We start from the raw sequence: 22,285 nt of genomic DNA on the forward strand, positions 1-22,285 counted from the left end.
TCCTTGGGAGGTCTTCGGGTTCCTACCCGAATGACAAATATCACACAGATGAATACCTGCTTGCCTGTTCAGTCAAGGCCGGCTAACTGCCTGCCCCCCTCGCCGACCGGGCCGCTGTTTCCCACTGTCACGTACCCCTTCCTTGACCCCCCGGGGTCCGCCCGGCATCGTCGCCGATCTTCCCGAATGGACCGCACCGAACGCATCCTCGACCTCGTAGCCCTCTTGCTCGACGCCCGCGAGCCCATCTCATGGGCGGAGCTGCGCGAGCACTTCCCCGCTGACTACGGAGGTTCGGACGACGCCGCCGAGCGCAAGTTCGAGCGCGACAAGGCGGAGCTGGTGGAACTGGGCTTTCCGCTCACCTACGTCCAGGGCGATGACGAGCGCCGCGATGGCTACATCGTGGACCGTGACGCCTACTACCTGCCGGAGGCGGACCTGACGAAGGAGGAGCTGGCCGTGCTCTACGCCGCCGGCTCCGCGGCGCTCGCGTCCGGCGTCTTCCCCGGCAGGGATGACCTGGCGCACGCGCTGCGCAAGATTGGCTTCTTCGCGGGCGAGTCGCTGCCCACGCCCAGGGTCCGCATGGAGCTGGGCGCCACCCAGGCGGGACAGGAGAAGGAGGTCTCCGCCCGCCTCGAGCAGCTCTGGGACGCCTGCGCCTCGCGCAAGTGGGTGGAGATGTCCTACGCCAGCCCCAAGCACCCAGGCACCACGCAGCGCAAGGTGGACCCCTACGGGCTCGCGTTGCGGCGGGGCGTCTGGACGCTCGTGGGCCACTGCCACCTGCGCGGCGGCCTGCGCACGTTCCATGTCCACCGCGTGCGCGAGCTGAAGGCGAACACCGCGCGTCCTCGCACGCCGGACTTCCAGGTGCCGGAGGACTTCTCGCTCGACAACCACGTGGCGTACTTCCCGTGGCAGCACCGCTTCCACGAGCCGCTGGAGGTCGTGCTGCGGCTGTCGGGTGCGCTGGCGTCGCGTGCCTCGGGCCTGTTCCCGGGCGCGGTGCTGGAGCCGGTGGCGGAGGGCGGTGTCACGCTCGCGCGACTGAAGGTGAGCTTCCTGGATGGGCTCACGCGCTTCTGCCTCTCGCTGGGGGCGGACTGTGTCGTGGAGGGGCCGGAGAGTGCCCGGTCGCGGCTGCGGGAGATGGCCGCGCGCGTCGCCAACCGTCACGCGGACGCGCTGGAAGACAAGGTGAGCGCATGAGCAACGTCCACGAGCGGCTTCGCCGCCTGCTGTTCCTCGTCCCGTATGTGTCCAAGCACCCCGGCGTCACGGTGGAGGCGCTCGCGCGAGCCCTCAACATCAGCCGCGAGGACCTGCTGGAGGAGCTGGACCTGCTCACGTGCGTGGGCCGGCCACCCTTCAACCCGGACGACTACATCGACATCTACGTGGACAATGACCGCGTCTACGTGGACCTGGACCAGCGCCTGTTCGCGCCGCCCCGGCTGACCGCGGGAGAGGCCGCCGCGCTGGCCGCCTCGGCGGAGCTGTTGCGCCCGGCCTCCGGTGACGCGCTCCAGAGCGCCCTCCAGAAGCTGGAGCATGTGCTCCCACCCCAGGTGCGTGAGCGCTACCGGGAGATGTACCGGAAGATTGACGCCTCCACGGAGGCGCCCCAGGCGCTGGGGCCGCTCACCCGCGCCATTCTCGAAAGACGAGAAGTCACGTTCGGTTATGCCAGCCCGGGCCGGGCCGCCGAGCCGCGCCGGGTGCGTCCGTATGAGCTGCTCAGCCACCGGGGACAGTGGTATCTCCAGGGCTTCTGCCACACCCGGCAGGACGCTCGCCTGTTCCGGCTGGACCGGATGGAAGACCTCACCGTTACTGAAACGCCATTTCTCCCCCCGCCCGACGCCCGGGCGGACGTTCCCAACCCGGCCCGGAGCAGCTCCGAGGCGTCCGTGCGCGTGCGGTTCTCGCCCGTGGCGGCGCCCTATGTGAAGGAGCGCTTCGGCCAGGACGCTCGCCCGCTGGCCGATGGGGGCGTGGAAGTCCTCGTGGCCGGTGACAGCGAGCGCTGGCTCACGCAGTGGGTGCTGTCGTTTGGCGGCGAGGCGGAGGTGATGGAACCGGTCTCCGCGCGAGCGGCCGTTGCCCGAGCGGCGCGTGCCTCGATAGGATTGTAGGGCCCCCATGCCTTTCCAGCTGACGATCTCCGAGGGAAAAGACGCCGGCAAGGAGTTCGTCTTCGACCAGGACTCCGTGCTCATCGGTCGTACGTCCGAATGTGACGTCGTGCTGTACGACCCGGGCGTGTCCCGCAAACATTGCCGCCTGTTCCTCGATGGCGACGCCTACAGCGTCGAGGACCAGGGCAGCGCCAACGGCACCTTGCTCAATGGCACCGCGGTGCAGACGCAGGCCCTGGAGGACGGCGACAAGCTGACCCTGGGGCCGGTGACGTTCGTCTTCGCCCTGATGACGGATGAGCCCTCCACCGGCGAGGAGGAAGTGCCCGCGGGGGCGGAGGACGGCGCGAACAGCACCCGCATCGTCTCAGTGGACGCGCTGAAGCGTCAGCGCAACAAGGGCGTGGCCCTGGCTCCCGAGGGCGCTGACGAGGAGGCCCTGGAGGAGATGCGCCAGGGCGCCACGCGCAACAACCTGAGAGCGCTGCGGCCCGCGGGGCAGAGTGGTGCACGCGCGGCGCTGGCCGCGTCGTCGGAGCCCGCGGCCATCGAGAAGGCACCCTCGTCGGCCCCCGTGCCTCGCCGTCCTCCTGCGACCTCCGCGCCCGTGCGCGCGCGGCCGTCCTCCAATGCCGGTGCGGGCAGCGGCCTGTCCGCCGCCGAGCGCGCCCGCATCCGCCGTGAGTCTCCGGGCCTGGTGGCGAGCGCGAAGCTGTTCTGGGCGGACGCGAGCAACATGGTGCGCGGCGGCCTGGTGGGCGGCGCTGTCACCGTGGTGCTGGGACTCTTCGGCCTGTTGTACTGGCTGGTGCTCAGCGGCGCGGACACGGGACCGGTGGGCGAGGAGCCCTCGGTGCTCACCCAGCAGCCCATCCGCGACTCGTTCGGCCTGGGGCCCGACGTGACGTGGGCCCGGGCGGACATGAAGATTTTCGAGTGGGAGTACACCGCCGCCACCAAGGCCGTGGTCATCCTCCACTACCAGTCGCAGGGCATCTCCAAGGACGAGGTGATGGTCAGCGTCAACGGCGTGGACGTGGGCAAGGTGCCCCCGGACACGCTGGCCAGCCAGGACCGCTCGCTGGAGCTGATGATTCCGTCCCAGCACCTGAAGAAGGGCGAGCCCAACCGCATCGTCTTCGACAACACCAAGAATCCGCCGGGCGAGGACCCCTGGCGTATCTGGAACGTGTGGGTCGAGCGCGCGCTGTTGCCGGACCTGCTGCCCGAGGAGCTGCTGCGTCAGGCCACCGAGTCCTACAAGCGCGGCCGGAAGAACAACGACACGCCGGACATTGGCGCCCGCAACCGCTACGAGGCGTGGAAGTCCTTCCGCGAGGCGTGGCTGATGCTGGAGGCCCACCCGGAGCCCAAGCCGGACCTCTACTACGAGGCCCAGGAGCGCATGAAGGTGGCGCAGCAGGAGCTGGACCGGACCTGCGCCAAGCTGCTGCTGGAGGTGGAGGGCTACTACAACCAGGGCAACTACAAGGCCGCTTCCGCCACCCTGGACCACGTGAAGCAGTACTTCCCGGAGTTTGACCAGCCGTGTGCCACCCGCGCCGAGAACAAGCGCGGAGAGTACGGGCTGTAGCCGCCCCCCAGCTTTCGCGAGCTTGCACCGTCCCGCACCGGACGGTGCATCACCCTGGAGGGCCGTTCAGGCGGCCCTTCGGGTTGCCGCTCCGTGGCGCCGTCCTCACCGTGAGGACCATGCGCGACCTGGAGGTGATGAGCGAGAGGACGGGAGTGTCGGGAGAGGCGCTTCCCGAGCCCGGCTGTGCCCAGAGCCCCCTGCCAGAGCGAGCGCCCGTCTGGAGCCCCGGTGTCTCCGGCCTGCTCCTGGCGCGCTACTACCTGCCGCGCGGCCACGCGGTGACTCGGGGCAACGCGTGCGTGCTCCTGCGCGACGGCGTGGAGGCGTATCCGGCGATGCTGGAGGCCATCCGGCGGGCCCGGCGCTATATCCGCCTGGAGACGTACATGTTCATCACCGACGCCGTCGGTGAGCTGTTCGGCACGGCGCTCGCGGAGGCCGCCGAGCGCGGCGTGCACGTGAAGGTGCTCTACGACGCGGTGGGCTCCTGGACGAGCCGGAAGGGCTACTTCGAGGAGCTGCGCCAGCGCGGCGTGGACATCCGCCCCTTCAAGCCCTTCAACCTGTCGCACGGCTGGCGACACCTGCTGCGCCGGGACCACCGCAAAATCCTCGTCGTGGACGGCGAGGTCGCCTTCACCGGCGGGGTGAACATCTCCGCGCACTGGGCCCCGGAAGGGGAGGGCGCCGGGTGGCGCGACGACGTGCTGCGAATCGAAGGCCCCGCGGTGCACGCCCTGGAGCGGCGCTTCCTGGCCACCTGGCGGATGATGTTCCAGAACCGCATCCACCGCTGGGCGTCCGGGCTGCAGCACCGCCTGCGCCGGCGTCGGGCCGCGTCCCCGCGAGGCGCCACGGGGCTGGCGGTGCTGTCCAGCCGGCGGAGCATCCACCGCGCCTATCTGCACGCCATCCAGCGCTCCCGGCGCAGCGTGCTCATCGCCGCGGCGTACTTCGTGCCGGACCGCAAGCTCGTCGCCGCCCTGCGCGACGCGGCCCGGCGGGGCGTGGAGGTGAGCCTGCTCCTCAACGCCCGCAGCGACCACCCCTTGCTGGAGTTCGTCACCCGGGCCTTCTACGAGAAGCTCCTGGGGGCGGGGGTGCGCATCTTCGAGTGGCAGCGCGGTGTGCTCCACGCGAAGACGGCCGTGGTGGACGGGGCCTGGGGCACCATCGGCTCCTTCAACCTGGAGCGGCTGAGCCTGGCCTTCAACCACGAGGTGAACGCCGTGTTCGCCGACCCCAAGCTGGGCCAGGAACTGGAGGACTCCTTCCGAGCGGACTGCGGTGATTGCCGCGAGGTGACGCTGGCGGAATTCCGCCGCCGGCCCCTCTGGCGCAAGCTGCTGGAGCGCGCCCTGTACAGCCTGCGCAAGGTGTTCTGAGGGACGCGGTCTTGTCCCCAGCCCGCCGCGCCGTTACGGACAGGGTGTCTCAGACGACATTCCCCAGGGGGACGCATGGTTCCGATGAGCGGGGCTGGACTCTTGCTGGGTCAACAGTCCATCGCCGGATGCGCGTGCAGGAACCCTTTGCAACGCGTCAAAGGCGATCCTAGAAGTCCCCACATCCTGCGCACGGAAGGGCACCGCACATGACCGACAGTTTCGGCACGAAGTCCAAGCTCCAGGTGGGCTCGGCCACCTATGACTACTTCAGCCTGAGCAAGCTGGCCAAGGCACATCCCTCGGTGGATCGCCTTCCCTTCTCGTTGAAGGTGCTGCTGGAGAACCTGCTGCGCAACGAGGATGGTCGCGTCGTCAAGCGTGAGCACGTCGAGAAGATGCTGGCGTGGGACCCCAAGGCCACCCCGGACGTGGAGATTTCCTTCCACCCCGCGCGCGTGCTCCTCCAGGACTTCACCGGCGTGCCCGCCGTGGTGGACATGGCGGCGATGCGCGAGGCCCTGGCCACCATGGGTGGCGACCCCGCCAAAATCAATCCGCGCAACCCCGCCGACCTGGTCATCGACCACTCGGTGCAGATCGACTCCTTCGCCACGACGGCGGCCTTCAAGGAGAACGCGGAGCTGGAGTTCGAGCGCAACCGCGAGCGCTACGCCTTCCTGCGCTGGGGACAGAGCGCGTTCAAGGGCTTTGGCGTCGTCCCGCCGGACATCGGCATCTGCCACCAGGTCAATCTGGAGTTCCTGGCGCAGGTGACGTTCCGTCAGGGGACCACGGTGTACCCGGACACGCTGGTGGGCACCGACAGCCACACGACGATGATCAACGGCCTGGGCGTGGTGGGCTGGGGCGTGGGCGGCATCGAGGCGGAGGCCGCGCTGCTCGGCCAGCCGATTACGATGCTCATCCCCCAGGTGGTGGGCTTCAAGCTCACCGGCGCGCTGCCCGCGGGCGCCACCGCGACGGACCTGGTGCTCACCGTCACGCAGATGCTTCGCAAGAAGGGCGTGGTCGGCAAGTTCGTGGAGTTCTTCGGCACCGGCCTCAAGGGCCTGTCCCTCCCGGACCGCGCCACCATCGCGAACATGGCGCCCGAGTACGGGGCGACCATCGGCTTCTTCCCCGTGGACGAGGAGAGCCTCAACTACCTGCGCTTCACCGGCCGTCCCGACGCCGTCGTCGCCCTCACGGAGTCCTACGCCAAGGAGCAGGGCCTGTGGCGCAAGGATGACGCGCCGGAGCCGCTCTTCACCGACACGCTGGAGCTGGACCTGGCCACGGTGGTGCCCAGCCTCGCGGGCCCCAAGCGTCCGCAGGACCGCGTCCCGCTGACGGACATGAAGTCCGGCTACGAGAAGTCACTCGTGGAGATGCTCGCGGCCGGCAAGAGCAAGGGCGAGGACGACGAGGGTGGCGGCAAGGCCAAGGCCCCCGCGGCCCAGGTCCCTCCTGAGCGGCTGGCGCAGACCGTCACCGTGAAGCAGGGCCGGGAGAGCTACCAGCTGGGCCACGGCGCGGTGGTGATTGCGTCGATTACGTCCTGCACCAACACGTCCAACCCGGCGGTGCTGGTGGGCGCGGGCCTGCTCGCGAAGAAGGCCGTGGAGAAGGGCCTCAACCCCAAGCCCTGGGTGAAGACGAGCCTGGCGCCTGGCAGCCGCGTCGTCACCGAGTACCTGCGTGACTCGGGCCTGTTGCCCTACCTGGAGGCCGTCGGCTTCCACGTGGTGGGCTACGGCTGCACCACGTGCATCGGCAACTCCGGTCCGCTGACGGAGCCCGTCGCCAACGCCGTCGTCGAGGGAGACCTCGTCGTCGCCGCGGTGCTCTCCGGCAACCGCAACTTCGAGGGCCGCATCAACCCGCACGTGCGCATGAACTACCTGGCCAGCCCTCCGCTGGTGGTGGCCTACGCGCTCGCCGGCGAGGTGGGGCTGGACATGGACAAGGAGCCGCTGGGCCTGGACCCCAATGGTCGCCCCGTGTTCCTCAAGGACATCTGGCCCACCAACGAGGAAATCAAGACGGTCATCCGCGCGTCGGTGAAGCCCGAGCAGTTCCGCAGCCAGTACGCCAACGCCATGGACGGCGACGCGCTCTGGCAGCAGCTGCCCGTGGGCAAGGGCTCCACGTTCCAGTGGGACATCAAGTCCACCTACGTGCGCAAGCCGCCCTTCTTCGAGAACCTCCCGAAGGAGCCCAAGGCCACGCAGGACATCAAGGGCGCGCGCGTGCTGGCGCTCCTGGGTGACTCCGTGACGACGGACCACATCTCGCCCGCTGGCAACATCGCCAAGACGAGCCCGGCCGCCAAGTACCTGATGGCGGAGGGCGTGGAGCCCAAGGACTTCAACTCCTACGGCGCGCGTCGCGGCAACCACGAGGTGATGGTGCGCGGCACCTTCGCCAACATCCGCCTGAAGAACCTGCTCGTGCCCGGCGTGGAGGGTGGCGTCACCGTGCACATCCCCACCCGCGAGCGGATGAGCATCTACGACGCCTCCATGAAGTACCAGGCGGACGGCACCGCGCTGGTGGTGCTGGCCGGCGCCGAGTACGGCACGGGCTCCAGCCGTGACTGGGCCGCCAAGGGCACGCAGCTTCTGGGCGTGAAGGCCGTCATCGCCAAGAGCTTCGAGCGCATCCACCGCTCCAACCTCGTGGGCATGGGCGTGTTGCCCCTGCAGTTCGAGGCGGGCCAGGACGCGCAGTCGCTCGGCCTCACCGGCCACGAGACGTTCGAAATCACGGGCATCGCGCAGGATTTGGCGCCGCAGAAGAAGCTCACCGTGAAGGCCACGGGTGAGGGCGGCACCAAGGAGTTCACCGCGGTGTGCCGCATCGACACGCCGAACGAGCTCGACTACTACCGGCACGGCGGCATCCTCCAGTACGTGCTGCGCCAGCTCGCGAAGGCGTAGTCCCGGAAGACAGAGACCGGCACCCGCTTTCCTCGGCGGGTGCGGGACTCGCACAGCGGCCCGGAGTGCCCATGTGGCGCTCCGGGCCGTCGTGTCTCAGAGCTCCTTGAGCCGGGCCCAGGCGGCGCGGTAGCGGGCCAGCCGCTCCGTGTCCTTGGCCGTCACCGCGGTGAGCCGGCGCACGTCCATGTTGTCTTCCAGGTCCGCGAGCTTCACCCGCCGCGCCAGCGCGTCCGGACGCAGGCGCTCGATGAAGGCCTCGTACGTCTCGTGCTCCCGCCGCGTGAGGCCCTCCAGCGCGCGCAGCACTTGCTCCGGATATCCCTGCTCCCGCAGCCGCTCCAGCGTCCAGGGCGTGTCCTCCACCACGTCGTGAAGGATTGCGACGGTGCGCTCCTCCTCCGTCTCCAGCCGCATCATCAGCCGCAGCGGGTGCAGGATGTAGGGCTGGCCCGCCTTGTCCCGCTGGCCGCGGTGCGCCTCCACGGCGAGGGCAATCGCGTCTTCGAGGGTGGGCATTCCAGGTGTCCTTCGTGAGGCGCGGCGTCGAGGTCGGCGGAAGTCAGGGCCGCGTCAGTTGTGGTTGCCGGAGCCCGTTCCCGTGGTGCCCTGGGACGTGTTGGCGCCGCCTCCGCCGTTGTAGCTGAGCAGTCCCTCGAGCGCGAGGGTGGTGGGGCTCTGCGTCCCGTCGCTGCGGCGGGGGCGCAGCGTCTTGGAGATGCACACCGCGCCAACGACGACCACCTGGTCATTGTCGCGCCGCCAGTTGGGGGCGACGGGGTCGAACTCGTCCTCGTTGTCGCGGATGTAGAGGTACACGTCGTCCTCGCCGTCACCGTCCACGTCGGCGAAGAGGGCGCGCTTCGCGGTGCGCAGCGCGGTGGAGAACGGGTCCGCGGGCGTCGGGTTGAACGTGGAGCGCACCGGGTCGTGGATGGTCGGCGCGGCCAGGTAGGTGTTCCAGTTCGAGTAGTTGCGCCCGTAGTAGCTGCGCGCGAGCTGGAGACCGCTCTCCGCGCAGCTCTGCCGCTGGCCGGTGCGGCTGCTGGCGACGGCGCGCACGCGCTCACCGCCCGCGTACACCATGAGGCTGGCGACCAGGCCCAGCAGCACGGTGACGAGCATGACCACGACAATCAACGTGGCGCCGCGAGCGGCGCGGTGGAAGGGCTTGCGCGACTTGGGGCTCATGGCGCTCACAGGTTGGCGGCCGCCAGGTTGGGCAGCTCCAGACGGCGGGTGTAGAGGCTGCGGTAGAAGCCATCCGCGGCGACGGCGGCCGGCGGCACGTGGTTCTCCGTGGTGATGGGCTTGTCGTCCGCCAGCACCGCGGTGCTCTGCGTGTTGCGGCGCGGGTTGCGGCCGGTGGCCACCACGCTGACGCGCACCGTGCGCAGGCCCGGCTCGAAGCCGGAGCCCAGCCCGTGCCGCCACGTGTACTGGGACGGATCCTCCTGGCCCGAGGCGTCGAAGCCGAAGGCCACCTGCAGGTCCTCCACGTTCTCCTGCACGACGAAGGGCGGAGTCGCCGCCGGCTCCGAGAAGGGCCTGCCCAGCGCATCCGCCACCAGCGTGCCTTCCGTGCGCAAGAGCGACGGCCGGCCCGACGTGGGGTGGGGGCCGATGAAGAAGTGCACCAGCCGCACCGGATAGACGAGGTCCCCGCTCTGGTAGCCGCCCTTCTCCGGCGCGTTGGAGAAGCCCACCGTCCCCGCCTCGGCGTAGTTCACCTGGCCCGGCACGCCTGGAGACGGCGGGGTGACGACGATGTTGGAGATGAGCGCGGCGCTCGTCATGTTGCTGACCAGGTGGAGCGAGGTCGGCTTGAGGCTCTGCGTGCACGTCACCTGGAGCGCGCCCGTGCCGGGGCGCACCACGGAGACCGCGGCGCCGGGCGTGACGCAGGGCTCGCCCAGGTAGTCGCGGTCCGGCACCACCAGCCACAAGTCGTCGCTGCCGTTGGCGGTGGGCGTGTTGGGAGTGGTGCCCAGGCCGGTGGTGCCGTCGCGGCCGAAGATGGCGCTGACACGCACGGGCACACCGGCCTGCCGCACCCAGATGCCGCCGGGCGCGCCCGCTCCGGCCTGGCGCACCATGCTCATGATGGCCTCGCCGGCGAACCGGGAGGCGTCATGGCTGTCGGCCGTGTGCTCCGTGTTGTGGACGATGCGGCTGCCCGCCATCATCAGCGCCGCCGCGGCCGCGATGATGATGGCCGTGAGGGCCAGGGCGACCATCGTCTCCAGCAGGGTCATTCCTCGCCGGGCTCTCATTGGACGAACACCTCGTTGTGGAACTGGGCGCGCTCCGCGGTGTCGCCCTTGCGCACGACGCGGGTCCACACCGTCACGGGCCGCGAGCCCGCGGGAAGGAGCGCGGAGGCCGCGGTGGGCACGTCGAGCGGCAGGCCGGTCGTCACGAGAATCTCCCGGCAATACGTGCCGTCCGGCAGCGAGGCGTCGTTGCACGCCGTGTTGGCGGGGATGCCCGCGAGCGGCTCCACCTGGCCGGTGGCGGACAGCTTGAAGTACGCCCCGGAGCTGGGGTCACCGGCCACGGGCACGCTCGGGTCCGCCCGCCACGGCGCGGTGCCGGGAGCAATCTTGGTGGGGGCCAGCGTGGGACGCGCTACCGCCTGCGCGAGCAGCGGGCCCTTGGCGGCCAGCCACAGCCGCTGCGTGCTCGCCTCGAGCAGGTGTCGCTTCACCTGGAGCAACTGCCCGTCGTGCACGTCGCGCGAGGCGAACACCATCCCGCCCACCGCGCCGGTGGCGGCGAGCGCCAACACCATCATCGCGATGAGCACTTCGATGAGACTGGAGCCCCGAGGGGCGCGAGGATGTGAGTTCATTCGAAGAACCTCTGGCTCCAGTTGAGCAGCCGGAAGATGAAGCCACCCTGGCCATTGACGCGCAGTTCCTCGTTCGGGCTGGAGGGGCCCTTGGCGCCGGAGTTGTCGATGCGCGTGTTGGTGATGCGGCTGACCTCCAGCCCCACCACGTAGTCCTGCGACGAGGCGCCGTTCTCGCGGTGGTACACCGTCACGCCTCCGAAGTTGGCCAGGTTCAGGCCGGACAGGTTCGTGGCCGCGGCGCTGGCCGAGGTGGCGGTGTTGCCCAAATCCAGCTTCCAGGTGTTGCCGGACATCATCCCGTCGAGCGCCATCAGGTCGCCCAGCTTCCCGTTGGCCGTGCTGAAGTACGCGGTGCGTCCCGCAACGGTGATGTTGCCGTAGATGTGTCGGGGACCCGCGAAGGACAGGGGGAAGGGGGCGGGCTCCTGGAGCACGCCCTGGTTCTCGGCCAGGGTGTGCGCGCTCGAGGCCGTAATCGGGGCGTTGTTCAGCTTGAAGCCGTCCACGCCCATGGGCAGCCGCCGCTTGCGGTCCAGCATCGCCAGGTGCACCTGGCCCGCGGCACCCGGCTGCACCCAGTCCACGCCGCCCGTGCCCACCATGGCGATGAGCTCACCCTCGTAGCCCTTCAGGGCGGTGCCGGTGGTGATGTCCTGCGGCAGCCGCGCCAGCGCCACGTTGGTGGTGATGGGCCGGCGCTCGGTGTCGGTGGAGTCGGTGTCCAGCGCGGAGTACTTGCACGGCGATGTCTCCGAGCACGAGGGGCCCAGGCGCAGCACGTTGGAGTTCTGCCCGGTGGCGCCGTCCAGCTCCCACAGCCGTCCCTCCATGTCGCCCACGTACAGGCGCGAGGCGCCGCCTGTGTCCGTCAGCACGGTGGGCGCGGTGGGCGAGGTGTTGTCCACCCAGCTCTGCGTGTAGTCCTGCTCCCACTGCCACAGCTTCTGGCCGGTGGCGGCGTCGATGGCGAAGACCTCCATGCCGAACGCGGGCGCGCCGGAGGCGCCCGAGCTGCTGGAGGCGACGAACACGGCATAGACGGGCTCCAGGCCCTGGCGCACCACGCCCACGGACAGACCGCGCGTGCCGCCCAGGCCCCCGTAGTTGTAGAGGCCGGAGGGCTCACGGCCCGGGTCCGCCTGGGGCGCCATGAGGAAGCGCGCGTCCTTCTCCTTCCACTTCACCGCCCACTGCGTGCCGCCCGTGTCGCGGTCCGCCAGCTCCACCGGCGCGAACGCCGGGACGGCGCCCGTCTGCGCGTGGCTGCCCACCAGGTGCCACAGCAGCACCGGGCGCAACGGGTTCGTGATGTCCATGGCGAACAAGTCCCGGCCCGGGTTGCCCACGTTGGCCACGAGCACCGTGTGCCACTCGCGCTTGCCGCTGCCCACGAAGTCCGCGAAGACGTCCATCACCACCGGCGCGCTGTTGACGCGCGCGTTGTTGCTGCGCAGCCACGGAATCTGCGTGGCCGGCAGGAAGCTCCACAGCTCCGTGCCCCGAGCCGGCGTCGCGCCGCCGAGGAAGCTCTGGCTCCAGTTCTTCGGGAAGGCGGAGGCCGCGGGGCTGACGTTCGGGAAGGACAGCGTCTCCGCCGGGCCGTCGTAGCCAGCGCCGCCCGACACGTAGAAGGCGTGGAGCTGGCCGTCCAGGCCCGCCGCGTACGCCACGGTGGGGCGGGGCGCGCCCTGGTCCGGGATGTTCGCGCTGGCCTTCACCACCGCGGGCGCGGAGTGGACGAAGCCGCCCAGGTGCGCGCGGTTGTCCGCCTCGTCGTTGTTGCACTGGCTGTCGGAGGGCTCGAGGATGGGCGTGCCCGAGGCGTCGTTCCCCGAGCTGGTGGCGATGCAGAAGCCGCGCACGCGCTGGAGCAGCTGCGCCACCGCGTCGAAGTCCGCGGTGTGCTTCGCCTTGTTGACGGCCTCCGTGCTCTGCCCGAAGTCGGTGCCCGGCAGCTGCGGGGAGTACTGCACCGCCTGCTGCAAGTCGCACACGCCATCGCCCGTCGGGGTGGTGATGAAGTCGAAGCGCGACGTGCCGTCGGGGTTCTGGGCCTCGCCCAGCTTCAGCACGTCCACGCAGCCCGAGTTGGGGGCGGTGCCGTAGTTGGCGTTGATGTCGGTGCCGTCCACGTTTTGCGGCTTCCAGCCCACCTGGAGCACCCCGCGCGGAGCGCGCAGGCCAGCGCCCAGCGAGGGATTGGTCCGCACCTGTCCACCGAAGTAGGTGAAGAGGTTGCGCTCGCCGGGGCGGGGCAGCGCGGTGTCCGCGTCCCACAGGGTGGAGGAGTCCAGGTTGCTCTCGCCCGTGGCGAGCGCGTCGCCGCCGATGAGCGAGTGGGCGCGCAGGTGGCCCGGGAAGTATGGGAACACCCACTGCGAACCCTGGGCGTGCACGTACGTGTCCACGCCGGGCGGATAACCCGACACCGCGTCGTAGGTGGCCGCGAACACCAGGGCGCGAGACCCGTCGGAGTCGCTGCCGTTGGTGTCGTCGAAGGCGACGGGCGCGGAGAGGGCGCGCTCGCTGCTCAGGGGCTCGGAGCCGAGGTTGAGCAGCGTGTTGAGCACGATGCGCGTGCCGGGGACGCTCGACTTGAAGTCGTGGCCCGCGAGATAGACGATGGTCGCCTTCTTCGGGTCATTGTCCTTCTGGTTGAAGCTGAAGAAGTCGTGCCCGCGCCGGTTGTCCTCCGCGACCTGGGCGGCGTTGTCGAAGACGTGCTCGTCCTTGTGGCCGTACCAGCTCACCGCCAGACGGCGCACCCCGTCCTTGTAAGTCACGCGGTAGTTCTCCGTGTGGCCCACCACGCTGTTGAAGCGGAAGTCTCCCATCTGGGAGAACGGGTCTCCGGCGTTGGGGTAGAGGATGCATTCCTGCCGGTTGGCCAGCGGCTGGGCCATGTAGTCCGGGTCCGTGCAGTTGCGCCCGTCCCAGTCATCGCCATCGCTGAGCTTGTTGTACTGGAAGTTGCTCGCCCCCTGGAACCGGGAGCTGAGCACCGGCGTGTTGTCCGGGCGCCTCGTCGTCTCGTAGGACCAGATGCTCGCGCACTCGGCGAACAGGCCGTTGCCGCGCTGGTTGGTGAAGTGCGCGATGTTGTTGAGGGCGTTCTCGCGCTGCGTCGTCGCGCCGTCGCCGTTGGCCACGTACTCATTGCGGGCTTCGTTTCCGATTTCCCAGTGGGGCGCCCAGAACACCTTGTAGCGAGGCTTCTGGGTGACGGGGTCCACCGCGTTGAGCAGCCCCTTGGTGAAGGTGGCCGTGGAGATGAGGTCCACGTTGGCGTGGAGCGCGTCGTAGATGAGGCCGGGCTTCTTGTTGTTGAGCGTGCAGCCCGACGTCGTCCCCTCGGGGCAACCACCGGCTCCCGGGAAGTCCAGGCCCGCGTTGCGCAGGTAGTCGTCCAACATGCCGCCCTTCACCAGGGGGTCTCCGTTGCTGTTCTTGCCGTCGGACAAGTCCAGCAGGGCGATTCTGGGCGGGACGCGGTTGATGCGGCGGGCCACTGGCGCGGTGAACTCGATGGTGGCCTGGTGCATGCGCACGTGGTGGCAGCCGCTGTTGTTCTTGAAGGTGGCGCAGTCGTTCGCGCACGCGGTGCGGAACTTCTCCGGGGACAGGTCGCCGGTGCCGTCGCGGATGAAGTCGATGACGTACTTGGCATCCGCCGCGTCGATGATGAAGGCGCCGCCCATGTACCGCACCGTGCTGAAGCGCGGGCCGGTGACGGTGTTGTTCAGCGTCGCGGCGGTGAAGAACGGGCGGGCGTTGGCGGCCGTGGTGGTGAAGTTCTCGATGGCGCCGTACGGATAGATGCCGGTGGCGGGGAGCGCGCTGCCGTAGTTCACCGGCACCACGGGCTGCTCCGCGGTGTTGGTGATGGTGAAGTCGCAGCCGTCGTTCCACCGCGTGTCGTTGACGGGCGCCGGCGGTGTGTGGCGGTTGGTGGGCACGCACCGGTTGGGCGACGCCTTCAAATCATTGATGGCCAGATACACCGTCACCGGGTGGCTGGCGTTGGCGCCTCCTGGCTGGTTCGACTGGAGGATGCGCCACACCAGTCCGTACGCGGACAGCGAGCCGCAGCCCCGCTGGAAGGTGGCCTGCTCGGGAATGATGAGCGCGCCGCGACTGAAGGTGACGAGGTCCGTCGCCGAGGCGGGCAGTGCCACCAGCAAGGACATGGCGACGAGCGCGCGCCACAGCGTGGAAGAAGGGGGCCGAGGAGTCATGGGGTGCTCCCACCGGGGGTGAACCGACCCAATCCGGGTCAGCTTCGCCACCTCTCTGCACGCCATATGCCCGGGTGCGCCGCGCGCTCGCCCCGAGGACCGCCTCGAAAAATTGCCAGTGCGCCTGTACGCCTGGGAGGTGTGCGGCTATGCAAAGTTTGCGAGTCCGCAATCGTTTGCGTAGCAGCGCCTTCAGGGGTGCGGGGCTGGTTTCACCAGTCCGACTTGCCCCGCAGCGTCTTCTTCTCCGACGTGCGCTTCTTGCCTTCCAGGCGTCGGCGCTTGGCGCCCGCGGTGGGGCGCGTGGCCCTGCGGACCTTGGGCACGAAGGTGAGGGCGCGCAGGCCCTCTCGGAGTCGGTCCAGCGCGACGCCCTTGTTCTGGGTCTGGCTTCGGCGCTCGGTGGCGGTGACGGAGAGCTCCGTGGCGCCGTGGGTGAGGCGCACGCCGCTGGCGGTGGTGTTGCGGTGCTGGCCGCCCGGACCGGAGGCGATGAAGTAGTCCACCTCGCACGCCTTCAGCAGGGCCTCGTCATCGAGCGCCAGGGCGTCCAGCGCGGCTTGTCGGCGTATCGGTGAGGTGGTCATGGCGTCTCTCAAAGTAGCCCTCGACGCCCGTGCCGTGCACCGACTGACTGCTCCCGCCCGGCGCGTACGCGGGCCCTCGGAGGCCCCCTGGTTTCCATCCTTCCGGGGGCGCTCTCTTCTTGAGAGGGTGATTGTATCAAATTGATATGGATGGTGGGCGTTCCCGAGGCGTTCTTAAGTAATTCCAGTGGGTTGGGGTGTGGCCCGGCTGTTGCTCTATGGGTGGCCAGACGCGGTAAGCACAGGAGAAACGAACATGGCCATCAAGACCTGGCAGCTGGATACGACGCACACGACGGTGGGTTTCATGGTTCGCCACATGGTGGTGGCGAAGGTGCACGGCCGCTTCACGCGGTTCGAGGGCAAGGTGGAGGTGAATGGGGATGACCTGGCGCAGGGCTCGGCCGAGGTGAAGATCGACGTGTCGAGCATCGACACGGGCGTGGAGCAGCGTGACAACCACCTGCGCTCGCCGGACTTCTTCGACGCGGCGGCCTTCCCCAAGCTCATCTTCCGCAGCAAGCGCGTGCAGGACGCGGGCAAGGGCCACTACCGCGTGGTGGGTGACCTGACGATTCGCGACGTCACGCGCGAAGTGGTGCTGGAGACGGAGCTGCTCGGGAAGGTGAAGGACCCGTGGGGCAACGAGCGACTGGCCTTCCAGGCGAGCACCAGCATCGACCGCAAGGACTTCGGCCTCTCATGGAACCAGGCGCTGGAGGCAGGCGGGCTGCTGGTGGGTGAGCGTGTGGATATCACCCTGGACGTGCAGGCGGTGGCGGTGGCGGCGGAGAAGGCGGCGTGAAGAAGCCGACGGCGGGACGCCCGCTCACCCGAAGGTCCGTGGCGGGCGGGTTGGTGGTCGGTGCTTCGGGCCTCGTGGGTGGCGGGCTCCTGTCGCGCCCCGCAACGCGGGGTGGGGTTGATGCATCTGAGTTGCAGTTTTAAAGGAAAGGGAGGCAGGCGATGATCTTCGTTCGAAATGCAGAGGAAAGAGGCCATGCCAACCACGGCTGGTTGGACACGCACCACACGTTCTCCTTCGCGGACTACTACGACCCGGACTTCATGGGGTACAGGACGCTGAGGGTCATCAACGAGGACACGGTGGCGCCCAACCGCGGGTTCGGGATGCACCCGCACCGGGACATGGAGATCATCACCTACGTGCTGGGCGGCCAGGTGGAGCACCGCGACAGCATGGGGACCGAGGCGGTCATCAAGCCCGGCGAGGTGCAGCGGATGAGCGCGGGGACGGGCGTGGTGCACAGCGAGATGAACAACTTCTCGGAGCCGCTGCACATGCTGCAGATCTGGGTCGTCCCGAGCGAGAAGGGCCTGAAGCCGGGTTACGAGCAGAAGGCGTTCGACGTGAAGGAGCGCCAGGGCCGCTTCCGGGTGGTGGCGTCGCCGGATGGGCGGGAGGGCTCGCTGACGGTGCACCAGGACCTGGTGCTGCACGGCACGCTGCTGGGCGCGGGTGAGAAGGCGGAGTACGCGCTCGCTCCGGGACGGCACGCGTGGCTGCAGGTGGCGCGGGGTTCGGGCACCCTCAACGGGGTGAAGGTGAAGGCGGGCGACGGGGTGGCGGTGTCGGCCGAGGACAAACTGGTGCTCACCGCCGAGGCGCCGGTGGAGGCCCTGCTGTTCGACATGGCCTGAGCGTACGAATCTGGGCCGGGTGGCGAGGGCTGAGAGGCCCCTGCTCCCCGGCCCTCGTGCGTTTCGAGGGGCGGGCGTGTCGTCCCGACTAGCGGATGTTGAGCGTGAGGCCCGTCTTGGCCTGGCGTCCGTCCTCGCTGGTGGCGATGACGGTGATGGGTACGGGGAGTCGCGTGAGGCTGCTCTGCGTGTAGATGAGGAAGTTGACGGTGGTCTGGTCCGCGGCGACGACCACGGGCTGGGCGGAGATTCTCCGGGTGGGCGACTCGACGGTGAGCGTCACCGGACCGGCGAACGGGGCAATCCGGTTCACCGTGACTCCGACGAACTCGTTCGCGCCCGCGAGCACGGTGATCTGCCGGGGCTCCAGGGTGATGGAGAAATCTGGCTGCGCCACGGTCGGCGGAAGGACGACGACGTAGAACGTGGCGCCCGACGCGAAGTCCTTCACGCTGTCCGTCGCCAGCAGCAGCATCCGCTGGGTGCCGGTGACCTGGATGTCCTGGGCGACGGCGACGGTGACGGGCGTGGTGATGGTCGTCTCGCCCTCGGGGAGCACGACCTCGGGCGTGAGGGTGATGCCGTCGGGTTGGGACTCCAGATTCACCCGGAGCTCTCCGGGCTGGTCTCCCACGCGGTCCAGCGTCAGGTCGAACTGCGCGGACTCACCTGGCATGAGGCTGACCGCTTCAGGCGCGGTGATTTGGACCCGGTAGTAAGGCGAGTTGCTGTTGCAGGAGGCGGCGAACAGGCAGCCGAGGATGAAGAGGCTTCGGCGGATGACGGGCATCATGGTCGTGGGTCTCCCGGGGTCGTCGCAGCATGAAACCCCCGTCTCCGTCGGGCAAGCCGGCTGGAAGGCCAGCGTGCGCGGAGCGACACCGGCCGTGCGCTCTGGAAAAGACGTGAGGGGCTTCGTGGGGAAAGTGACGACGTCCAACCCTCGCTGGGGCCGGACATTCCTTGGGGCGAGGTGTGGGGACCGGAGGACTCGTGTCGGGGACGTAGAACTTCGGGCGGGGTGGTTCGTTCACTGAGACGAACAGACCCCTTCCATTCCCGGAGTACTTCATGGACCTCAAGTCCCTGTCGCGGGCCGTGCTGTCGGCCGCGCTCGCCACCAGCTTGTCCGCTGCCCCCGCCCTGGCCGAGTCCGCCGTCCCCGTGCGGCCTGGCGCCGTGGCTCCCAAGGCGCCCCCAGCGGTGAAGCCTTCCCAGGAGCAGCCCCCGGCGGTGAAGCCCATCCAGGAGGCGCCGCCCCAGGACGCGAAGGTGAAGGCGCCCCGCCCTGAAATCGAGGTGGTCTTCGTGCTCGACACCACGGGCTCGATGAGCGGCCTGCTGGAGGGCGCGAAGGCGAAAATCTACTCCATCGCGTCTCGCATCGCGCAGGGCCGGCCCACGCCGCACCTGAAGGTCGGCCTGGTGGCGTACCGCGACGTGGGGGACGACTATGTGACGAAGCGGTTCGACCTGAGCGACGACCTGGACACGGTGTTCGCGAACCTGCGGCGCTTCGAGGCGGGCGGCGGAGGCGACACGCCCGAGCACGTGGGCCGGGGTCTGGGCGAGGCGGTGTCGAAGCTGTCGTGGAACCAGGACCGGTCGGTGATGAAGGCCATCTTCCTGGTGGGCGACGCGCCTCCGGCGAAGCACAACGACGACTGGGACTTCAAGCACTGGGCCAAGCGCGCCCGCGAGCAGCACATCGTGGTGAACACCGTGCGTTGCGGCTCGGACGAGGAGACGCAGACGGCGTGGAAGTACGTGGCGAAGCTGACGGACGGCACGTTCGACTCCATCGACCAGTCGGGCGGCATGGTGGCGGTGGCGACGCCGTATGACGCGGAGCTGGCGAAGGTGAACTCGGCGCTGGCGTCGAAGACGCTCTACACGGGCAAGGCGGAGGTGCAGACGGCGAACAAGGCCCGCGCCGAGGCCATGGCGGAGCTGGCTCCGGAGGCCGCGGCCGAGCGCATCAGCTACATGCGCAAGACGAGCGGCAGCGGCTCGCCTGGTGCGCCCGCGCCGAGCAGCGCGCCCAAGGCCGTGGGCGGAGCGGTGGACCTGGTCTCCGCGCCCGCGGCGCTGGCGAGCGTGCGTGACGACGAACTGCCCTCGGAGCTGAAGGGCCTGAGCGTGGAGGGGCGGGCGAAGAAGGTGAAGCAGCTCGCCGACGAGAAGAAGGACCTGGAGACGCAGGCGTCCAAGCTCGCCGCCGAGCGCGAGGCGTGGCTCGCGAAGAACCGTCCGGAGAAGGAGGACGCCTTCGACGCCAACGTGATGAAGGGCGTCAAGGCCCAGGCCGCCAAGCACGGCGTGGCGTACTGAGCCGCGCTTCGCTCGAGACACCCAGGGGCCGTGGTTCGCCTTTCCAGGCGGCCACGGCCCTTTTCGCTATTCGCGCGTCACCGCCTGGAGGATGACTTCGCGGCGCCGGTCCAGCAGGCGCAGCGCCAGGGGCAGCGAGCCCCGGTAGATGACCAGGTTGAGGCCCGCGCACAGGGTAATCATCGCCGCGGACTGCCAGGAAGGGCCGTCCTTCCCCGCCAGCTTCAACGCCCAGCCAAAGGGCATGCAGCCGACGCTCGCCGCGACGATGCCCAGCATGGACGCCGTCAGCGGCACCTTGTCGCGCCGCTTGAGGCTCGCGTGGAACTTCACCGGGAAGTAGAGCGAGAGGAAGTTGCCGGCGGCCATCAGCACCGGCACGACGCCCAGCACCGCGGCCAGGGCGCACGCGATGTCCACCGCCGTCCCGAAGCCGAAGTACACCCGGTAGAAGACGGCCACCATCAGCGCCATGCCGAGCGCCGCCGCCGCCTGCACCTGGTTCTTCGCGCGCAGCACGTCCGCCAGGTCCAACGGCGCCGCGAGGAACGCCGCGAAGCCCTGTCCGTCATAGGCGAAGGTGTTCTGGGAGAACGTCGACGCAATCACCACCGCGCCGTAGATGCACAGGCCGCCCATCAGCCACGCGTCCGCGGAGCGACCCAGCAGGAAGACGAACAAGTCCCGCCCGGACAGGAGCTTCAGGAGGATGGCCAGGATGAAGGGCACCGACGCGAGCAGGCGCGCGCGCGGGTTGCGCCACAAGTCCAGCGCCTCGCGCGTCACCAGCGTGGAGAAGCGCGTGCGCGTGCGCTCGAACGGGTTGCTGTCCTTCGCGTCCTTCATCTGCGGCCCCGCGCGTCCCGACTGCCGGTGGAAGCGCATCAGCAGCGCGTATGCCACCGCCATGCCCACGGCCGCGAAGAACAGCAGGCCCAACGCCTCCGCCATCGCCACGCGCGGGCGGAACCAGGCGAGCTGTCCCAGGCCATCTCCGAAGAAGCCCGGAGGCACGCGGCCCAGCGCCACCGCCGCGTTGATGATGAGCGACATGTCCAGCGCGTCCACGCCGTCCTCGCCCACCGCCGTCAGCCACGAGGTGTCGATGGGCGGAATGAACGACGCGGCGATGAGGAACGCCAGCAGGCCGCCGCCCATGATTTCCGCGCTGCGCTTCTCTCGCAGCACGTTGATGACGGCGTACAGCGCCACGCGGCTCCACGCGGCGCAGAGGAACGCGAACAACACGTAGAGCACCACCGCCAGCCACGGTGCCCACAAGGGATAGACGGACGCGAAGCCCAGCGCGGCGCCCGTGAGCGGTGCGTAGAACACCAGCGCGCGCGGCTCGAAGAGGCTGGCCACCGTGGAGGCGATGAGCAGGCGGAAGGGCGAAATCGGAAACGCCGCGTACCGGCTCAGCTCCGAGTGGTCATCCACGCCAGCGGACAACAGCGGCCAGGTCACCCACACGGAGAAGGTGACGAAGCACAGCAGGTTGAGGATGAAGTAGGGCCAGACGTCGCTCTCCACGACGGGCTTGAGCCGCATCAGTGCGAAGAAGAACAGGCCGAAGAACAGGCCCGGCGCGCTCGACGCGACGAACGAGCCCACCGCGAGCAGGCGGCTCTTGCCCGGCCCCTGGTTCAACCCGATGTTGAAGCGCAGCCCCCACAACAGCCACAGGTGCCGGAAGAAACCGGGAACGGCGGGGCGGCTCATGCCGGCTCCCGCAGCGGGACGACGGGAGCGGGGGCCTCGCCGTAGAACGACAGCCGCGCGTTGCGCGACGACGGCACGGCGATGAGCTTCTCGAACACCGCCTCCAGCGAAGAACAGTCGTAGCGCTGGAGCAGGGAGGACACCGGTCCCTGGTCCAGCATGCGTCCGGCCTGGATGATGCCCGCGTGGGTGGCCAGCCGGTCCGCGATCTCCAGCACATGCGTGGTGAGCAGCAGCGTGACGCCGCGCCGGCTCAGCTCGCGCAAGAGTTCGCGGATGACGCCCGCCGCCAGCACGTCGATGCCCTCGAAGGGTTCGTCCAGCAACACCAGCTCCGGTGCGTGGATCAACGCCGCGGCGATGGCGAGCCGCCGCCGCATGCCCTTGGAGTACTCGGAGACGAGCGAGCCCGCCTTGTACGTCAGCTCCGTCAGCTCCAGGAGCTCCGTGGCCCGCGCCCCGGCCTCGTCGCCGTCCAGGCCGTACATGCGCGCGCAGAAGGTGAGGTACTGCCTGCCGGTGAGCCGCTCGAAGAGGCTCAGCTCCTCCGGCACCACGCCCACGCGGCGCTTCACCTCCATGGGCTTTTGCACCGCGTCCACGCCGAGCATGCGGATGGAGCCCGCGTCGGGGCCGTACACGCCTGTCAGGAGCGCGATGCTGGTGGACTTCCCGGCGCCGTTGGGGCCCAGGTACGCATAGAAGGCCCCCTTGGGTATCTGGAGGTCCAGGCCGTTGAGCGCGGTGAAGCCACCAAAGCGCTTGATCAGCCCGCGCGCGTCGACGGCGAGGTCATCGGAAGGGGAGGGCGTCATGAAGTGACGCC

17 protein-coding genes are annotated in these 22,285 nt (G+C 69.2%); 8 read left to right on the plus strand and 9 right to left on the minus strand.

The window, feature by feature from the left end; genetic code table 11:
- Nucleotides 1-186: 186 nt before the first annotated feature.
- The 5 genes from HUA78_RS25865 to acnA all read left to right on the plus strand — a co-directional run bounded on the left by HUA78_RS25865 (nucleotide 187) and on the right by acnA (nucleotide 8,068).
- Nucleotides 187-1,215 (plus strand): YafY family protein, encoded by a 1,029-nt coding sequence (locus HUA78_RS25865; protein WP_174454759.1) that lies wholly within the window; start codon nucleotides 187-189, stop codon nucleotides 1,213-1,215.
- Nucleotides 1,212-2,141: a WYL domain-containing protein gene (locus tag HUA78_RS25870; protein ID WP_174462931.1), complete on the plus strand. Its 930-nt coding sequence runs from the start codon at nucleotides 1,212-1,214 to the stop codon at nucleotides 2,139-2,141. The genes HUA78_RS25865 and HUA78_RS25870 overlap by 4 nt, the downstream gene beginning before the upstream one ends.
- Nucleotides 2,142-2,148: 7 nt before the next feature.
- Nucleotides 2,149-3,738 carry an FHA domain-containing protein gene (locus tag HUA78_RS25875; protein ID WP_174454760.1) on the plus strand — a complete coding sequence of 530 codons (1,590 nt, stop codon included), beginning with the start codon at nucleotides 2,149-2,151 and terminating at the stop codon, nucleotides 3,736-3,738.
- Between the two features lie 119 nt (nucleotides 3,739-3,857).
- A complete protein-coding gene (locus HUA78_RS25880; RefSeq protein ID WP_141642717.1) occupies nucleotides 3,858-5,126 on the plus strand; it encodes a phosphatidylserine/phosphatidylglycerophosphate/cardiolipin synthase family protein in 1,269 nt (422 codons plus the stop codon).
- 209 nt (nucleotides 5,127-5,335) lie between these two features.
- The gene (acnA, locus tag HUA78_RS25885) at nucleotides 5,336-8,068 is read left to right on the plus strand and encodes an aconitate hydratase AcnA (protein ID WP_174466607.1); all 2,733 of its coding nucleotides are present in this window, start codon (nucleotides 5,336-5,338) and stop codon (nucleotides 8,066-8,068) included.
- Between the two features lie 96 nt (nucleotides 8,069-8,164).
- Here the strand turns inward: acnA and HUA78_RS25890 are convergent, their stop codons facing one another.
- From HUA78_RS25890 to HUA78_RS25915, 6 genes are all read right to left on the minus strand, one after another.
- On the minus strand, nucleotides 8,165-8,587 hold the full coding sequence (locus HUA78_RS25890; protein ID WP_174462929.1) for an HD domain-containing protein: 423 nt from the start codon (nucleotides 8,585-8,587) through the stop codon (nucleotides 8,165-8,167).
- A gap of 54 nt (nucleotides 8,588-8,641) precedes the next feature.
- The gene (locus HUA78_RS25895) at nucleotides 8,642-9,259 is read right to left on the minus strand and encodes a hypothetical protein (RefSeq protein ID WP_174454761.1); all 618 of its coding nucleotides are present in this window, start codon (nucleotides 9,257-9,259) and stop codon (nucleotides 8,642-8,644) included.
- A gap of 5 nt (nucleotides 9,260-9,264) precedes the next feature.
- Entirely contained in the window at nucleotides 9,265-10,323 is a 1,059-nt protein-coding gene (locus tag HUA78_RS25900) for a PilW family protein (RefSeq protein ID WP_254623901.1), read from the minus strand.
- Nucleotides 10,324-10,337: 14 nt separating this feature from the next.
- Nucleotides 10,338-10,919 carry a type II secretion system protein J gene (locus HUA78_RS25905; RefSeq protein WP_174454763.1) on the minus strand — a complete coding sequence of 194 codons (582 nt, stop codon included), beginning with the start codon at nucleotides 10,917-10,919 and terminating at the stop codon, nucleotides 10,338-10,340.
- Nucleotides 10,916-15,157 (minus strand): hypothetical protein, encoded by a 4,242-nt coding sequence (locus tag HUA78_RS25910; protein ID WP_174454764.1) that lies wholly within the window; start codon nucleotides 15,155-15,157, stop codon nucleotides 10,916-10,918. The genes HUA78_RS25905 and HUA78_RS25910 overlap by 4 nt, the downstream gene beginning before the upstream one ends.
- Before the next feature lie 212 nt (nucleotides 15,158-15,369).
- The gene (locus HUA78_RS25915) at nucleotides 15,370-15,744 is read right to left on the minus strand and encodes a peptide chain release factor-like protein (RefSeq protein ID WP_141642691.1); all 375 of its coding nucleotides are present in this window, start codon (nucleotides 15,742-15,744) and stop codon (nucleotides 15,370-15,372) included.
- A gap of 256 nt (nucleotides 15,745-16,000) precedes the next feature.
- Here HUA78_RS25915 and HUA78_RS25920 point away from each other — a divergent pair, with 256 nt between their 5' ends.
- A complete protein-coding gene (locus tag HUA78_RS25920) occupies nucleotides 16,001-16,549 on the plus strand; it encodes a YceI family protein (RefSeq protein ID WP_141642690.1) in 549 nt (182 codons plus the stop codon).
- A gap of 161 nt (nucleotides 16,550-16,710) precedes the next feature.
- A complete protein-coding gene (locus tag HUA78_RS25925; RefSeq protein ID WP_174454765.1) occupies nucleotides 16,711-17,406 on the plus strand; it encodes a pirin family protein in 696 nt (231 codons plus the stop codon).
- Nucleotides 17,407-17,494: 88 nt separating this feature from the next.
- Here HUA78_RS25925 and HUA78_RS25930 read toward each other — a convergent pair whose 3' ends face one another.
- Complete coding sequence (locus tag HUA78_RS25930; protein WP_174466611.1) at nucleotides 17,495-18,199, minus strand: hypothetical protein; 705 nt, start codon at nucleotides 18,197-18,199, stop codon at nucleotides 17,495-17,497.
- 278 nt (nucleotides 18,200-18,477) lie between these two features.
- Between HUA78_RS25930 and HUA78_RS25935 the strand changes: the two genes are divergently transcribed.
- Nucleotides 18,478-19,737, plus strand: a complete 1,260-nt coding sequence (locus HUA78_RS25935; protein ID WP_174462928.1) for a VWA domain-containing protein — start codon at nucleotides 18,478-18,480, stop codon at nucleotides 19,735-19,737.
- A gap of 66 nt (nucleotides 19,738-19,803) precedes the next feature.
- Here HUA78_RS25935 and HUA78_RS25940 read toward each other — a convergent pair whose 3' ends face one another.
- Nucleotides 19,804-21,459, minus strand: coding sequence for a hypothetical protein (locus tag HUA78_RS25940; protein WP_174477378.1), 1,656 nt, complete (start codon nucleotides 21,457-21,459; stop codon nucleotides 19,804-19,806).
- Nucleotides 21,456-22,274: an ABC transporter ATP-binding protein gene (locus HUA78_RS25945; protein WP_141642686.1), complete on the minus strand. Its 819-nt coding sequence runs from the start codon at nucleotides 22,272-22,274 to the stop codon at nucleotides 21,456-21,458. The genes HUA78_RS25940 and HUA78_RS25945 overlap by 4 nt, the downstream gene beginning before the upstream one ends.
- Nucleotides 22,275-22,285 lie beyond the last annotated feature (11 nt).

The organism is Myxococcus sp. CA033, assembly GCF_013336625.1.
Taxonomy (GTDB): domain Bacteria; phylum Myxococcota; class Myxococcia; order Myxococcales; family Myxococcaceae; genus Myxococcus; species Myxococcus llanfairpwllgwyngyllgogerychwyrndrobwllllantysiliogogogochensis.

Coding starts and splice junctions, on each gene's coding strand:
- HUA78_RS25865 (WP_174454759.1), top strand. CDS start 187: ATGGACCGCACCGAACGCATCCTCGACCTCGTAGCCCTCTTGCTCGAC.
- HUA78_RS25870 (WP_174462931.1), top strand. CDS start 1,212: ATGAGCAACGTCCACGAGCGGCTTCGCCGCCTGCTGTTCCTCGTCCCG.
- HUA78_RS25875 (WP_174454760.1), top strand. CDS start 2,149: ATGCCTTTCCAGCTGACGATCTCCGAGGGAAAAGACGCCGGCAAGGAG.
- HUA78_RS25880 (WP_141642717.1), top strand. CDS start 3,858: ATGCGCGACCTGGAGGTGATGAGCGAGAGGACGGGAGTGTCGGGAGAG.
- acnA (WP_174466607.1), top strand. CDS start 5,336: ATGACCGACAGTTTCGGCACGAAGTCCAAGCTCCAGGTGGGCTCGGCC.
- HUA78_RS25890 (WP_174462929.1), bottom strand. CDS start 8,587: ATGCCCACCCTCGAAGACGCGATTGCCCTCGCCGTGGAGGCGCACCGC.
- HUA78_RS25895 (WP_174454761.1), bottom strand. CDS start 9,259: ATGAGCCCCAAGTCGCGCAAGCCCTTCCACCGCGCCGCTCGCGGCGCC.
- HUA78_RS25900 (WP_254623901.1), bottom strand. CDS start 10,323: ATGACCCTGCTGGAGACGATGGTCGCCCTGGCCCTCACGGCCATCATC.
- HUA78_RS25905 (WP_174454763.1), bottom strand. CDS start 10,919: ATGAACTCACATCCTCGCGCCCCTCGGGGCTCCAGTCTCATCGAAGTG.
- HUA78_RS25910 (WP_174454764.1), bottom strand. CDS start 15,157: ATGACTCCTCGGCCCCCTTCTTCCACGCTGTGGCGCGCGCTCGTCGCC.
- HUA78_RS25915 (WP_141642691.1), bottom strand. CDS start 15,744: ATGACCACCTCACCGATACGCCGACAAGCCGCGCTGGACGCCCTGGCG.
- HUA78_RS25920 (WP_141642690.1), top strand. CDS start 16,001: ATGGCCATCAAGACCTGGCAGCTGGATACGACGCACACGACGGTGGGT.
- HUA78_RS25925 (WP_174454765.1), top strand. CDS start 16,711: ATGATCTTCGTTCGAAATGCAGAGGAAAGAGGCCATGCCAACCACGGC.
- HUA78_RS25930 (WP_174466611.1), bottom strand. CDS start 18,199: ATGATGCCCGTCATCCGCCGAAGCCTCTTCATCCTCGGCTGCCTGTTC.
- HUA78_RS25935 (WP_174462928.1), top strand. CDS start 18,478: ATGGACCTCAAGTCCCTGTCGCGGGCCGTGCTGTCGGCCGCGCTCGCC.
- HUA78_RS25940 (WP_174477378.1), bottom strand. CDS start 21,459: ATGAGCCGCCCCGCCGTTCCCGGTTTCTTCCGGCACCTGTGGCTGTTG.
- HUA78_RS25945 (WP_141642686.1), bottom strand. CDS start 22,274: ATGACGCCCTCCCCTTCCGATGACCTCGCCGTCGACGCGCGCGGGCTG.